At 70.4% G+C, this 13,373-nt stretch carries 13 protein-coding genes and 1 pseudogene; 10 read left to right on the top strand and 4 right to left on the bottom strand.

The window, feature by feature from the left end:
* The first annotated feature begins 51 nt into the window (after nucleotides 1-51).
* From ACFP3U_RS18520 to ACFP3U_RS18495, 6 genes and pseudogenes are all read left to right on the top strand, one after another.
* Nucleotides 52-513: an NUDIX domain-containing protein gene (locus ACFP3U_RS18520; RefSeq protein WP_380226660.1), complete on the top strand. Its 462-nt coding sequence runs from the start codon at nucleotides 52-54 to the stop codon at nucleotides 511-513.
* Between the two features lie 127 nt (nucleotides 514-640).
* Nucleotides 641-1,864, top strand: a pseudogene (locus ACFP3U_RS18515) (IS256 family transposase).
* Nucleotides 1,861-2,187 carry a hypothetical protein gene (locus ACFP3U_RS18510; RefSeq protein WP_380226659.1) on the top strand — a complete coding sequence of 109 codons (327 nt, stop codon included), beginning with the start codon at nucleotides 1,861-1,863 and terminating at the stop codon, nucleotides 2,185-2,187. Before ACFP3U_RS18515 ends, ACFP3U_RS18510 begins: the two are co-directional and overlap by 4 nt.
* 775 nt (nucleotides 2,188-2,962) lie before the next feature.
* Complete coding sequence (locus tag ACFP3U_RS18505; RefSeq protein WP_465261966.1) at nucleotides 2,963-4,003, top strand: GFA family protein; 1,041 nt, start codon at nucleotides 2,963-2,965, stop codon at nucleotides 4,001-4,003.
* Between the two features lie 61 nt (nucleotides 4,004-4,064).
* Nucleotides 4,065-6,395: a methyltransferase, FxLD system gene (fxlM, locus tag ACFP3U_RS18500; protein ID WP_380226657.1), complete on the top strand. Its 2,331-nt coding sequence runs from the start codon at nucleotides 4,065-4,067 to the stop codon at nucleotides 6,393-6,395.
* A 60-nt stretch (nucleotides 6,396-6,455) separates the two neighbouring features.
* Nucleotides 6,456-7,091, top strand: coding sequence for a GNAT family N-acetyltransferase (locus ACFP3U_RS18495; protein WP_380226656.1), 636 nt, complete (start codon nucleotides 6,456-6,458; stop codon nucleotides 7,089-7,091).
* A 34-nt stretch (nucleotides 7,092-7,125) separates the two neighbouring features.
* On the opposite strand, the gene ACFP3U_RS18490 is transcribed toward ACFP3U_RS18495, so the two are convergent.
* Nucleotides 7,126-7,662, bottom strand: coding sequence for a P-loop nucleotide/nucleoside kinase family protein (locus ACFP3U_RS18490; protein ID WP_380226655.1), 537 nt, complete (start codon nucleotides 7,660-7,662; stop codon nucleotides 7,126-7,128).
* A 199-nt stretch (nucleotides 7,663-7,861) separates the two neighbouring features.
* Between ACFP3U_RS18490 and ACFP3U_RS18485 the strand changes: the two genes are divergently transcribed.
* From ACFP3U_RS18485 to ACFP3U_RS18475, 3 genes are read left to right on the top strand one after another with little or no spacing between them, the layout of a single operon-like run.
* The gene (locus ACFP3U_RS18485; protein WP_380226654.1) at nucleotides 7,862-8,257 is read left to right on the top strand and encodes a hypothetical protein; all 396 of its coding nucleotides are present in this window, start codon (nucleotides 7,862-7,864) and stop codon (nucleotides 8,255-8,257) included.
* On the top strand, nucleotides 8,257-9,651 hold the full coding sequence (locus ACFP3U_RS18480; protein ID WP_380226653.1) for a DUF4062 domain-containing protein: 1,395 nt from the start codon (nucleotides 8,257-8,259) through the stop codon (nucleotides 9,649-9,651). The genes ACFP3U_RS18485 and ACFP3U_RS18480 overlap by 1 nt, the downstream gene beginning before the upstream one ends.
* An 11-nt stretch (nucleotides 9,652-9,662) precedes the next feature.
* On the top strand, nucleotides 9,663-10,352 hold the full coding sequence (locus ACFP3U_RS18475) for a hypothetical protein (RefSeq protein ID WP_380226652.1): 690 nt from the start codon (nucleotides 9,663-9,665) through the stop codon (nucleotides 10,350-10,352).
* Nucleotides 10,353-10,391: 39 nt separating this feature from the next.
* Here the strand turns inward: ACFP3U_RS18475 and ACFP3U_RS18470 are convergent, their stop codons facing one another.
* A complete protein-coding gene (locus ACFP3U_RS18470; protein WP_380226651.1) occupies nucleotides 10,392-11,210 on the bottom strand; it encodes an MBL fold metallo-hydrolase in 819 nt (272 codons plus the stop codon).
* Between the two features lie 120 nt (nucleotides 11,211-11,330).
* Between ACFP3U_RS18470 and ACFP3U_RS18465 the strand changes: the two genes are divergently transcribed.
* Nucleotides 11,331-11,939, top strand: coding sequence for a helix-turn-helix domain-containing protein (locus ACFP3U_RS18465; protein ID WP_380226650.1), 609 nt, complete (start codon nucleotides 11,331-11,333; stop codon nucleotides 11,937-11,939).
* Nucleotides 11,940-12,095: 156 nt separating this feature from the next.
* Here the strand turns inward: ACFP3U_RS18465 and ACFP3U_RS18460 are convergent, their stop codons facing one another.
* Nucleotides 12,096-12,680 (bottom strand): hypothetical protein, encoded by a 585-nt coding sequence (locus tag ACFP3U_RS18460; protein WP_380226649.1) that lies wholly within the window; start codon nucleotides 12,678-12,680, stop codon nucleotides 12,096-12,098.
* A 251-nt stretch (nucleotides 12,681-12,931) separates the two neighbouring features.
* Nucleotides 12,932-13,159 carry a hypothetical protein gene (locus ACFP3U_RS18455; RefSeq protein WP_380226648.1) on the bottom strand — a complete coding sequence of 76 codons (228 nt, stop codon included), beginning with the start codon at nucleotides 13,157-13,159 and terminating at the stop codon, nucleotides 12,932-12,934.
* Nucleotides 13,160-13,373: the final 214 nt, after the last annotated feature.

The following is a 13,373-nucleotide window of genomic DNA, read 5'->3' as shown; positions in this document are numbered from 1 at the left end:
AGTGTCGCCAGCGGCAGGTGAAGGCTGCGCGGGGCCTGCCATCATCGAGGAGTGCTGATTCCCCGGGCAGTTGCTGTCGTGGTTGACGGACCGCGGGCGTTGATCATCAAGCGGTTCCTCAGGAAGGGGAGTCCGCGTGACTGCGTGATGTGCGAGGACAGCAACTGGCTTGGTCCGGCCTGTCCTGGGCATCACTACGCGGTTCTGCCGGGCGGCCATGTTGAGGCTGGGGAGAGCGCCGAAGCGGCGGCACTGCGGGAACTCCGGGAAGAGACGACGCTTGAGGCCCGGATCGATCGACTGGTCTGGGCCGGCCGACACAACGGTCGGCCGGCCCACTACTACCTTGTGAAGGACGTCCGGGGCAGCGCCGTCCTCTCCGGCGACGAGGCCAAAGTGCATGGCCCGGAGGACAGTTATGAGCTCATGTGGGTGACGGCTGATGCCTTCGACGGGCTGAATCTGCATCCCGCCGACATTCGAAAGCCGCTTGCCCGACTGCTTCGCGGTTGATCAACTGGCTGAGGAGCAATGCTCGGAACCTGTGGATCGGCCTGGGGAGGACGTACCTTCCCTGGTGATCGATTGATAGGTCATCGAGCAAGGTCGACGCGGGCGCGTCGGTCGGGAAGGCATGTCCGTGCTCACCGTAGTCAACACTGACGGCACCACCCCTGGCGGGGCATCGCAGTTGGACGAGATCGTCCGGGAGGGCACGTGCCGGATGCTGGCCGCCGCGCTTGAGGCTGAGGTCAACTCCTACATAGCGGAGTTATCCGACCAGCGGGATGAGAACGGTCGCCGACTGGTCGTGCGCAATGGCTACCACCAGCCAAGGAAGGTCACCACCGCCGCCGGATGTGTCGAGGTCAGGGCCCCGCGGGTCAACGACAAGCGGGGCGATGCGGAGACCGGGGGGCGCAAGCGGTTCTCCTCGGCGATCCTGGCGCCGCAGGTCCCCGAAGATCGCCAAGGTGCTGCCGCTGCTCTATCTGCACGGTCTGTCCAGCGGCGACTTCATCCCGGCGATGGAGCAGTTCCTCGGCTCCTCCGCCGGATTGTCGCCGGCCACCGTGACCCCGGCTGACTGCCCAGTGGCAGGCTGATCACGCCGCGTTCCAGGAACGCGACCTGTCCGGCACCGACTACGTCTACGTGTGGGTAGACGGCATCCACCTGCGCATCCGCCTGGACGAAGCCAAGGCCGCCGTCCTGGTCGTGATCGGCGTCCGCGCGGACGGCACCAAGGAGCTCGTCGCCATGACCGACGGCTACCGCCAATCGTCCGAAGCCTGGGCCAGCCTGTTACGAGACTGCGCCCGCCGCGGCATGCGCGCCCCGGTCCTTGCGGTCGGCGACGGCGCGCTCGGCTTCTGGAAGGCCCTGCGCGAGGTCTTCCCCGCCACCCGCGAGCAGCGGTGCTGGGTTCACAACCGCCAAGCCCAAGTCCGCGCAGCCGGCGTCGAAGAGGGCCCTGCAGGACATCTACAACGCCGAGGACCGCGAGCACGCCGAGCAGGCCATCAAGGCGTTCGCCAGGATCTACGGAACGAAGTTCCCCAAGGCCGTCAAGAAGATCACCGACGACCAGGACGAGCTGCTGGCGTTCTACGACTTCCCGGCCGAGCACTGGATCCACCTGCGCACAACCAACCCTATCGAGTCCACCTTCGCCACCGTCCGGCTGCGGACCAAGGTCACCAAGGGCGCCGGATCCCGGGCCGCCGGTCTCGCGATGGTCTTCAAGCTCGTCGAGTCCGCCCAAAGCCGCTGGCGCTCGGTCGACGGCGCCCACCTCGTCCGCGCGGGAGCACGCTTCGAACGCGGCCGGCTCGTCGAACGCCCTGAGATCATGGCAGCGTGACGATGACTCCCGAGCCCCCGCGGATTGACGCGGAACTCCAGATCGACGACGTCCGAGGCACCGAGGAGGGCAAGGCGGCCGTTGTCGTGCGTTGCATCCGAGGACCGGCCCGCCTCGGGGCGCGCTTCCACCGTATCCGCGACACTGCGGCCCCGATCGACCTGGAGCTGGCGGAGATCCTCCTCTACGGGCGTCCGGTCGACGAACTCGATCCCTCCCACACCGCCCTCGTGACCCTCCGCGGAGCAGGAACGCCTCTCCTTGTTTCAGGAAACAAGGCTCATGGCTGGAAGATCATCCAGGGCGCAAACCCCTCGTCGTGACTCCATCCGCCCACAGGTTTTGACAATTGCTCGACTGCTGAGAGACGCGGCTGCGGCCGCCGCCTGCCCAGGCCGCTTTCGCGGGTTGCTCTCCGGTGGCCCTGCCGGCCACTGAAGTGCCGCCTTTCGAGGACGCCAGGCCCAACGGGTGGGGCCGGAGGGCGCCGTCGTCGGCAGCGCGCCGACTGTATGGCCTTCGTCCGGCAGGTCCACGACGCACGGGGCGGCCAAGCACGATGCCGGTCACCCGAAAGGGTGGATCCCTCGGCTGTCGCCCGCCACGGGACGGCGTTGCTTGGGAACCCACTGCGGGTGCGCTGCGCCCGGGAGTGGACGTCGTGTTCGGGCATGGGTCGCCGCCTGCTTACTGGCCTCCATCGCCCATAAGCCCCCGAGCCCGGCTGTTCGAACCTCGCCGCCCGCGACTCTGACGATGCCCGAAAAGTCCATGTTCGTCCCGGGCTCGCCCAGGCCTTAATCCACTTGAACACGGCTTTCGAACAGCACCATCATCGACGGCGTTCCATCTGGCCAACTACGCCTGTGAGGAGCCAACTTGAGCCATGCCGCCAGCAACGTTCCGATCCGCGAGAACCAGGAATCCGCCCAGTGATGGACTTCGCATCACTACCCGCCGAGGGCATCGAACAGACCGGCTTCGTCGTCCGCGTCATGAGGAAGGCCTGTTCCTCTTGCCGGTGCGACCGGAACCCGTACGCCTGGGCCCCCCACCGCCGCCCAGAACTGCCTCTCTGACACTCCGGAGGAATCCCCCGTGTCCCCCCTCCCCGTACTCCCCGCCGGTCCCCAAAGCCGCTCCGGTGGCTGCCTGTGCGGAGTGGTCCGGTTTACCGTGACCGGTGAACCCGAAGACCCGCACGTCTGCGGGTGCGCCCACTGTTCCCACCGGGCCGGGAGCCCGTTCCAGTGGTGGACCGGCTTCCCGCTGGCCGGCCTGTCCTGGATCGGCGAACACGGCGAGCCCTCCTGGTACGACACCCACGCCGGCAGGACCAAGCGCGGTTTCTGCCCCGCCTGCGGCAGCCACGTCGCCGCCCTCGACCACGGCGACACCGCGGTCGTCGGCATCCTCGTCACCGCACTCGACGGCTACCGGGACGACCCTGCTCACGTGCCGCTCAACCCGAGCCGCCTGACCGAAGCCGCCCCCTGGCTCGCGCCCGCCACACACCGCCACCAGGAACCCGTCGACGTCCACCTGATCCTTCGCCAGGACGGGGCGGACGGTCCCGAGGTGCTGTTGTCCCGGCGCGCCGGGCCCGTCTACGCCACGGGCCTGCTGCACCTGCCGTCCGGGCACCTCGACGGCCCGCACGAGGACGTCGTGGCGGCGCTGATCCGCGAAGCACGGGAGGAGACCGGTGTCGACATCGAACCGGCCGACGTCCGCCACGCCGTCACCGTGCACCACCGAAGCCCGGCCGGCGGCGCCCGGATCGGGCTCTTCTTCGAGGTCCGGCACTGGAGCGGCGAGCCCCACATCATGGAACCGGCCGTCTGCGACGCGATGGGCTGGCACGTGCTGTCCGAGCTTCCGACCCCGATGGTGGCCTACTGCCGGGCCGGGCTGGACGCCTACCGTGCCGGCCGGGCGTTCGCCGTCCACTTCCAGCAGCCTGGTGATCCGGTCGAATTCGAGCCCACGGCGGACCGCCTTCGGTCGGTGCCCTCCGCAGAGATGGCCGCGCCCGACCCGGCGGTGCGGGAGTTCACCGAGAAGGCCGTCGGGCGCGTCAGCGCCTGGACCGACACCAGCCTCGCCGACCCGGCCGCGCCGGCCGAATCGCCCCGCTGAACGAACCGCGCCTGACCAGCACGACACCGACCGACCTGCCGACCGGACGAGGAGCAGCACCGTGGGGTCCATCCCGCAGGAGCAGTGGGAGCAGAGCTACACCGATGGCATCGCGTTCAGCCCGCTCGGCGAGGACGAGCGGAAGCTCCTCGCCGAACATGCGCCCGCCCCGGTCGATGGAGGTCGGGCACTCGAGGTCGGCTGCGGAACCGGGGAGTTGGCCGTCCACCTCGCGGCGGCCGGCTACCAGGTCGACGCCGTCGACCTCGCCGAGGCCGCGCTGGAACGCGCTCGCGCCGGCCATCCCGGCGCCGCCGGGGTGCGGTGGCTGCGTCTGGACATCGAGCACGACGATCCCGAACCGCTCGGAGACGAGCGCTACGACCTCGTGGTCTTCCGCCTGGCACTGGCGTTCATCGGCGACCGCGCCCGCGTGCTGCATGCCCTCGGCCGCCGCCTGCGCGAAGGCGGCACCCTGCTGATCATCACACCGCTCGCCGCGACCACGCCGGCCGATCGGCGTCACATCGCCGTCGACGACCGGGAGATCACCGCGCTCACCTCCGGTTGGAAGGACGTGCAGCGCTACGCCGCTGGTGACCTGGCCGTGCTGGTGCTGCGCGGCCCGTGCGCGGACACCGTCGCGGTGGAGCGGCAGCACCCGCCGGAAGGGCCGGCCGTCACCGGTGCCCTCGCCGTCGTCACCGATGCCTCGGGCCGGGTCCTGCTCGGCTGGTCCCACCGCGGCATGTGGGAGCTTCCCGGCGGCAAGACGAACGGACCCGAGTCCTTCGAGGCGGCCGCCGTCCGCGAACTCGCCGAGGAGACCGGCCTCCTGGCCGAGGAAAACGCCGCCACCGTGCTGACGATGCTCGCCGACGCCGTGGGCGGGGTGCCCCGGCTGACCGCCGTTGTCCGGATCAGGCGCTGGAGCGGCACCCTCGGCAACCCCGAGGCGGACACGTTCCTGCGCTGGGAGTGGCACGACCTCCACGGCCTGGGCTGCCTCGGCCCGACATTCGCGCCGGCCGCCCACGCCCTGGCCGCCGTCTGGCCCGGCGCCGTCCCGGACCTGCCGGCCGTCCACTCCTACCCTCACTCCACCCCGCCGCCGGCGGTGCCGGGCGAAAGCCCGGAAGCCGAACGGCGGCGCGAGGCGATGGTCCAGGCCGTCATCGACGGCGGCTGGGCGCCCTCCGCCGAGGTTCAGGCCGCGCTGCGCACCGTGCCGCGGCACCGTTTCATCCCGGAGGCGGACCTCGCCGACGCCTACCGCCACGACCTGGCGGTCGTCACGCGCAGGGACGAGCACTCCCGGGCGACCAGCTCCGTCTCCGCCGTCTGGCTCCAGGCGAACATGATCGAGAACGCCCGGCTGCGCCCCGGCTCGCGAGTCCTGGAGGTCGGCGCGGGCGGCTACAACGCCGCGCTGATCGCCGGGATGGTCGGCCCGGGCGGGCGGGTCGTCACCGTGGACCTCGATCCGTACGTGGTGAACCGCACCAGGCGCTTCACCGCCGAGGTCGGCGCCGACACCGTGGTGGCCGTTCACGGCGACGGCGCGCTCGGCGCACCCGCCGCCCTGGTGCCCCGGGGCGGCTTCGACGCGGTCATCGTCACCTACAACGCCTGGACCATCGCACCGGCCTGGCGGGAGCAACTCGCCGACGGCGGAGTCCTGGTGGTCCCGCTGGAGATCCACGGGTACACCCGGGCGATCGCCTTCCGCCGTGAAGGAGCTGTCCTGCGCGCGATGGCGTGGACGTACTGCGGCTTCATCCGCGACGCCGGTGCGCTCCGCCGGGCCGTCCCCGAGGCCGTGCTGGCCGACGGCGGCCTGCGGCTGCGGTTCGACGACGGCGAACCGGGCGACACCGCCGGCATCGACGAAGCGCTGCGCGGGCCGCGGCACGAGGTCGCCACCGGCGTGACCATGGGAGCCGACGTCTACTTCGGCTCACTGCAGTTGTACGCCGCCACCACCCTGCCGGGCTTCTGCCGACTGGCCGCGGACCAAGACCCGGAGGACGGTGCCACCGGGATCACGAAGGGCCAGGAGGTGCCCGCGATCCTCGGCGAAGCCTCCCTCGCCTACCTGATCTACGTCCAGATCCGGGACGGCGACCGCCCCGAGGACAAGGAGTGGGAGTGGTTCGTCCACGCCTTCGGCGAGCAGGGCCCCCGACTCGCCGAGCAGTTGACGGAGACGGTTCGGGCATGGGACCGCCAGGTACGCGCCGACGACAACGGCAAGCACACCGACCCGGCGCTCACCGTCCACCCGGCCGACACCCCCGGCGAACTGCCGGCTGCGGGCCGCGTGCTGGAGAAGGGGCCCTGCCGGCTCGTCTTCCGGTGGCCGGACCGCACCGGGCAGGACTCGCCCGCGTGACCCGCCCGCAGAGTAAAACGTGTTGGCGGTGGCAGGCGGGCAACGGTCATGATCGCTGCCATGCCCACCGAGATCTCCTTCACCAAGAAGCCGACCCTCACCGACGCGCGCGTACTCCTGCGTCCGGTCCGCAGGAGCGACGCGCTGGCCGCGGTGGCAGCCGATCCGGAGGCGGATCGGCTGACCGGCACCCACGAGACCTTCAGCCTCCAAGCGTTGGAGCGCTGGTACGGCTCCCGGGCCGACCACGCCGACCGGTTGGACCTGGCGATCGTCGAACGGACCCTCGGCGAATGCGTCGGCGAGGTCGTGTTGTCGGACCTCGATGTCCACAACCGTTCCTGCTCGTTCCGGATCAGCCTGTTCGATCGCCGGTTCTTCGGACAGGGCCTGGGAACCGCGGCGAGCCGGCTGATCCTGGCCCACGCCTTCGAAACCGTCGGGATCCACCGGATCGAACTGGAGGTCTTCGCCTTCAACCCCCGGGCCCGCCACGTCTACGAGAAGCTCGGCTTCGTCCACGAGGGAACCCGGCGTGATGCGCTGCGCTGGGACGGGAAGTGGATCGACGCGCACACGATGGCCGTCCTGGCCCACGAGTGGACCGCGCACCGCGGCCACCCGAGCCTGGGGAGCAAGGGACCGACCGCGTCCGGCACGGGCACCGAACCGGGTCCTGCCCATCCGAAACCCTGATCCAGGCGATCACCGCCCGGGCGACCCGCGCTCCTTACGACCGGGGAAACTCCTCCTGGACGATGACGCGCTCGCCCTCGCCGGCGGGTTCCTCGAAGTTGGCGAAGTAGCGTTCGAGGAGTTCGTCGGAGACGGTGACGCTGTTCGCCCCGTTCCGCTGGTTGCGGGTGGCCAGTCGGCGTCGGAGGGTTTCCAGATCGGCCTTGAGACGGATCAGCTCCCATCGGCACCCGTGGCTCTCGATCGCGGCCTTGTACCGGTCCCGGGCGGCTCGGCTCCAGAAGCTGTAGTCGATGACGACCGGTACCTTCGCCTCCATCAAGCGGACCAGTTCCTCCCACAGCTCCCGCTCCACGGCGGACTTGAGTCGCTCGTACTCCGCCGGGTCGAGGTCGGCCGCGTCATGGCCGATGCGCGCCCACACCACCTCGTCGATCGACAGCCGGGTGTAGCCGCGACGCTCAAGCACTTGCGCATAGGTGCTCTTGCCCGAGCCGGGAAGGCCGCACATCATCACGACGAGGCCGCGCTCCGTCCCGTCCAGATGCGGCAGAAGATCTACTTCTTCCATGCGGGTGAGGCTAACGTGCCGGCGCGCGGTCGTCCTCGGGGTTTCCGCGGCCCCGCCCAGCCGGAGAAGCTCCTGGCCTCCCCGGGAGGCGACCGGCTGCCGGACGTCGGCCGTCGAACGCGGGCGTCCGGAGCGTGGTACGAGCGGGGGCCGGGTACTAACGTTCTACGGGTTGTCGCTGTGATGGGGGGCATCGCACATGCGCCTGCTGTTCTGGTCAACAGCATTGATATGTACAGGTGTTGCGGTCACTCTGGCCCTGTGGGCGGTCCTCGGGGACGCCGCCGGGGCCGAGCGCGCGAGTGCCGTGGTCGGGGCGGTCGTCGGGCTCGCCGGGCTTGTCATTTCGGTCTTCGCCCTACGGCGGGACGGCGGCGCCGCCGTCCGGGCCGGTGGACGCGGTGCGGTCGCCGCCGGGGGGAGCGTGACCGGCAACGCGATCGGTGCCGACAGCAGAGTCGCGGGGGTGGCCCGGGCCCCGCGCGGTGTGCCCGGGCCGGGGCGGGCCGTGTCCGCCCAGGGCGAGGGGGCGGTGGCCGCCGGAGGCGATGTCACCGGGAACGCGGTGGGCGAGGGCAGCGAGGTGACCGGCTGATGGCGAGCTCGCGCTTCCGGAGGCGCGGGCAGCAGGAACCGGCCGAACCCGAGCGGCCGGCCGAGCACGTGGAGGTCCGCGGCGGCGGGGTCGGTGCCGGGGCCGACGTCGCCGGCAACGCCATCGGCCCGCGCAGTTCCGTGACGAACAACTTCAACTACTACGGGCCCGCGGAGACCGACCCCCGCGCCGGCACCCCGGCACCGCCGGGCACGGCCCCGCCGGCGCCCACCGCACCTGACGAGCGCCGCTACCAGGTGTTCGTCAGCTCGACCAGCCTCGACCTGCGGCAGCACCGCGAGGCCGTGATCGACGAACTCGTCAAGGAGGGGTACATCCCCTCCGGCATGGAGTTGTTCGACGCACGGTCGGAAGGCGCCTGGGAGGTGGTCGAGCGGGTGATCAACGACTGCGACTACCTCGTCCTCATCCTCGGGGCGCGCTATGGGGACCTCAACGGAGGGACCGTCAGCTTCACGGAACGGGAGTACGACTACGCCCGCTCGCTGGGCAAGCCCGTCCTGGTCTTCGTCCACTCCGATCCCGCCGAGCTGCACACGGACAGCTGGCAGCCGACACCGGAGGACACCGAACGGCTCGCCGTCTTCCGGGAAAAGGTGCGCGGCGAGCGGCTCTGGAAGCCCTGGCGCACCGTCGCCGACCTGCGCAGCGATGTGACCAGGTCGCTGCGGCTGGCCGTCAGGCACAATCCCCAGCCCGGCTGGGTCAGGGGCAACTCGACCGCTCACACCTTCTCCACCGAATGGCAGAACCTGGTGGCGCCGGGCACGCGGATCGGTGTGGCCCGGATCAGCGTCGACGGGCAGGCCGGCAACGCGCTGAGCGAGAACCTCGGGAAGGCCGCGTCCATCGGGATCATGTCCACCAGCGGGAAGCGGCTGATCGAGATCCAGACGCCCTACCTGACGAAGGCGCTCGCGGCCGGAGCCCGGCTCCGCGTCCTGGTGCCGGTCTCCGACGGCCAGTTCCTCGCCGACGTCGACGAGTCCGAGTCGCTGTGGGACCAGCGCTCGCCGATCGCGGCCGAGGTCCGCGAGGTGGAGGCGCGGCTCCGGGCGATCGTCCGCGAGGCCCGGGCGCGCGGGACGGCCGCCAGCACGGCCACGGCCACCGGATCGGCCACCGCCACCACCGCCACCACCGGATCGGCCGAGATCGGGTTCTTCACCACGCACCTGCGGTCCACGATGATTCTGTGCGACCGGACCTGGGGATGGATCACTCTGACCCTGCCGCCGGCGAGGGCCCCGGAGACCCCGTCCCTGGAACTGCGCGGGACTGAGGAGTTCGGTCTGATCGACGCCTGCTGGAAGCACTTCGAGCGGACCTGGGCCATCGTCGAGGAGCGCGGAGAAGTGAAGACGATCACGTGAGGCGATCTGCGATGAACGTGCGAGACACGGCGCCCCTCCTCTCCCCCGCTGTGGCGGGGCGGTGGCGCGACCGGCTGCTGACGGCCCAGGCCTTCATGCGGACGCGACGCCATCTGCCGGGCGTGCTGATCGAGGTGGCGGCCCAGCACCCGCTGGTCGACGGCGCCACGCCCGGCGAAGAGTTCGCCGCCCGGCTGCGGCGCGGCCACGAGCTCTTCCAGGAATACCGGAAGGCAGGACACCCGGTGGAGGTCTACGTGCCGGGCAGTCGGCACCGCCACCTCGGGGTGGAGGACGAGAGCAGCCTCAGCCGGGCCGGCGGGGACTTCCTGGAGAAGCTCGGTGTACCGCCCTCGGCCGTCCACGGCGACGACCTCAACGAGCGGTACAAGGGCGAGGCCGGCGTCTACGGTTCGGCGGACGAGTGCTTCGTCGCCGCCTCGTACTTCAGGGACGGGGGCTTCGGCACGCTCGTCTCGGTCTGCTCGCCGGCCCAGATGATGCGCAAGACCCTGCACTACCTGCAGTTCGGGGTCTATCCGCTGAACCACACGGCACCCACGCCGGAGGGGTACCACGACTTCCTCCACGAGCTCCTGGTCGCGGTACCCGACGTCCTGGGCACCGACGACACGCTTCAGGCCTCGGACTCGGACGGGGCCGAGCGCCTGCGGGCCGACCGCCGGCCCTCGGCAGGCTGAGGGCCCGGCGGGCCGGCGGCCCGGAGGCGGCAGGCTCCGTCAGCCGATCGGCGGTGCCAGGTATTCCAGCGCGTAACCGTCACCGGAGGGGGTTACGCGGGCGATGCCGGGCGAGTCGAGGTGGGCGCCGGCGACGAAGTGGTGCGGTCGGGCCAGCTGTTCGAGGAGGGTCGCTCGCGCGGCGCGGGCCTGGGACTGGTCGCCGTCGAACTCCCAGGCGATGTTCGGCTGCTCGAACTGGAGCGTGGGAACGTGCACGGTGTCGCCCCAGACGAGAAGGTGGCCGGTGCCGCTCCTGACCTGGTAGACGGTGTGACCGGGCGTGTGGCCCGGCGTCGGGATCGCGGTGGTCCAGTCGTTGATCGCGACCGCCTCCGAGACAGGGACGAGCCGGTCGCGGAACGGTTCGAGCCGCCCCGTGAACACCGAGGTGTCGCCCGCGCCGATCCACACGCGCTCCAGTTTGCCGAACGCCTCCGAACCGTCCGGCGTGATCAGGCCGCTCACGTGGTCCTCGTGCTTGTGGGTGATGGCCACGTCGGTGACCTGCGCGCGGTCGATCCCCGCTTCGTCGAGCGCGTCGTAGATCAATCCCATGGTGGGGTCGTGCCAGACGTCGGACGCGCCGGTGTCGATGAGCACCGACCGCGTGCCGTCGGTGACGAAGAAGGCGTTGACCGCCAGCCGCAGGTTGTCGCCCACCAGCGGGACGGCGGCCGGCAGTTCGTCGAGTGCGCACCCGTCCTCGTCGCGGAGCCGGGTCGGCGGCATGTCGATGTACCCGTCCCGCAACGAGACCACCTGCAGATCGCCGAATTCGAAGGTGGCATGGTGCCGGCCACTCGAGATCAAACGCATGGAACCCCTCCGTCGTGTCGAGCGCGGTGAACATCACGCATCTCCTATAGAAGATCTGATCTTCTATAGGAGAGACCCTACACTGTGGGCAGCGGAGGTATCCATCAATCGAGGAGCACGGTGGTCGAGCAAGACTCAAACGCGGCCGCACCAGAGCACGGTGACGACCTGGCCGGCGCGTTCGGCGGCAATGTGCGGCGACGCCGCGAGGAGGCGGGCCTGACGCTGGAGCAGTTGTCCGCCCAGTCGTCGGTCAGCCGGGCGATGCTGTCCAAGGTCGAACGCGGCGAGAAGAGCCCGACGATCGGCGTCGCGTCCAGGATCGCCCACGCGCTCGACGCGTCGCTCTCGGACCTGGTCGGTGCGCCGGGCGCCGCCGCGTCCGGCGTGGCCATCGTCACGCGCAAGAACGATCGCCCCGTTTTCCGCGACCCGGAGACGGGCTTCGAGCGGCACATCGTGTCGGCGGCCCCGGGCGCGGGACGAGCCGAGATGATCGCCCACTACCTCCCCGCGCAGGTCTCCACCGGGCTTCTGCCCGCGTATCCGCCGGGTACGGAGAAGCAACTCGTGGTGCTCCTGGGCACCCTCACCGTCGCGATCGGCGGGATCAGCGAGACCCTGAACACGGGCGACTCCCTGTTCTTCCAAGCCGACGCGGACCACGGCTTCGCCAACCGGACGAACGCCCCCTGCGAATACATCATGGTCATCTCGCGCAGAACCTGATCGGCCGCCTGATGCTGTCGGGAGCCGTGGAGGACGCCAGAACCCCTCGCCCCACCCCGGGTTCGCCCGGCCGGCAGCCGGCGGTCGTCCTCGCGGTGGGCCCTGGGGAAGGGCATGCGGGTGGCCACCGCGGGACGACAGGAGGTGTCGGCGACGTCAGTCGAACTGGCGGATCACCTTGGCGACGACATCGGTGATCAGGGGACCGCATCCGTCGGGCGCGCGTCCGGTGAACTCCAGGGTGAAGTGGTCGGCAAGGGCCAAGAACGTCAGGCTTCTGTTGACCGACGCGAAGCGAGGGCCGTTGGGCGTGTAGGAGTCGCCCAGGGGGTCCCCGGTCGGGAAAATCACCTGGGCACTGTAGGACTGGTCGCCCATCGTCCTGGCGCACGCGGGGTCGGTGTTGCGGGAATGCTTCCAGGTGACGTCGACCACGGAGCCCCGGTCCGCCTCGAAGTCCTGGGAGAGGGTTCCCGGTCCGATGTCGACCGCCTGGTAGGTGTACTGGGTGAGGGCGCGGCTGTACAGCGTCACCCCGCCCTGCGGGCTGGACGCGCTGACCTGCCACGCGCCGATGCTCTCGCCGTCGTCGAACTCCACGTAGCCGCCCGCCGGGGCGATCGGCTGGGAGAAGGTGCCGTTGCTGATGAGGTTCCCGGCCGCCGCCGCAGGGGTGACGGTGGCGGTGGTGGCCAGGATGGTGGCGCCCAACAGGGCACCGACGGACGCGCGCTTGTTCATACGTTCTCCTTCATGCGTCGAGAAAGTCGAGAAAGGGGTCCGCCGTCGCATTGGTGCAACGGCGGCTGTGGGGACGGGACACACCCACGCGGGCCGGGAGCGGTGGACGGGCCGGCGCGTGCGTCGGGCGCACCCGGGCGGCTCGCGGGCGGACGGCGCCGCGCGAACGCGTCGGCCGGTCCCGCCCGGGCGGGACCGGCCGACGCGTTCGGAGGGGCATGGGTGGAGGCGCGGCGGCGCAGATCTCGCCGTCAGGCAATACCGAACACCGGAACGACACGCCCGTGAGCCTCGGAGGGAAGGTACTCGTCGCTGCCGTTGTACTTGACGGAGTACCCGCCGAGCTCGCCCACGATGGAGGTACCGATATCGCTGATACTGCCGCCCTCCATGGTGGCGATACCTCTTTGGTCGGTCTGCGAGGTGCCGAGGTACTCACCGCCGCTGCCGGCGTACCAGTCGATGTCCTGGAAGGCCACGGGCTTTCCCTTGCTCGTCAGCCGACATCTGCCGGACCCACTCAGCCCGGACAGGAGGTGGCCCTTCGTCGTCTCGGCCGTCAGGTTCGTGGGCTGCGCCTGCTGGGGCGCCTGAACGGTCGTTGTCGTCTGCGGCGCCTGAGCGTCGTTAGGTGAAACTCTCCTTGGCGACATGATGACTCCATGTGATCGAAAGATCCGGCTCATGTAGTAG

The sequence above is a fragment of the Kitasatospora misakiensis genome, from assembly GCF_042656005.1.
GTDB classification, from domain to species: domain Bacteria; phylum Actinomycetota; class Actinomycetes; order Streptomycetales; family Streptomycetaceae; genus Kitasatospora; species Kitasatospora misakiensis.
This window is presented reverse-complemented; position numbering and strand designations above follow the sequence as displayed.

Coding starts and splice junctions, on each gene's coding strand:
- ACFP3U_RS18470 (WP_380226651.1), bottom strand. CDS start 11,210: ATGCGTTTGATCTCGAGTGGCCGGCACCATGCCACCTTCGAATTCGGC.
- ACFP3U_RS18490 (WP_380226655.1), bottom strand. CDS start 7,662: ATGGAAGAAGTAGATCTTCTGCCGCATCTGGACGGGACGGAGCGCGGC.
- ACFP3U_RS18480 (WP_380226653.1), top strand. CDS start 8,257: ATGGCGAGCTCGCGCTTCCGGAGGCGCGGGCAGCAGGAACCGGCCGAA.
- ACFP3U_RS18485 (WP_380226654.1), top strand. CDS start 7,862: ATGCGCCTGCTGTTCTGGTCAACAGCATTGATATGTACAGGTGTTGCG.
- ACFP3U_RS18495 (WP_380226656.1), top strand. CDS start 6,456: ATGCCCACCGAGATCTCCTTCACCAAGAAGCCGACCCTCACCGACGCG.
- ACFP3U_RS18475 (WP_380226652.1), top strand. CDS start 9,663: ATGAACGTGCGAGACACGGCGCCCCTCCTCTCCCCCGCTGTGGCGGGG.
- ACFP3U_RS18460 (WP_380226649.1), bottom strand. CDS start 12,680: ATGAACAAGCGCGCGTCCGTCGGTGCCCTGTTGGGCGCCACCATCCTG.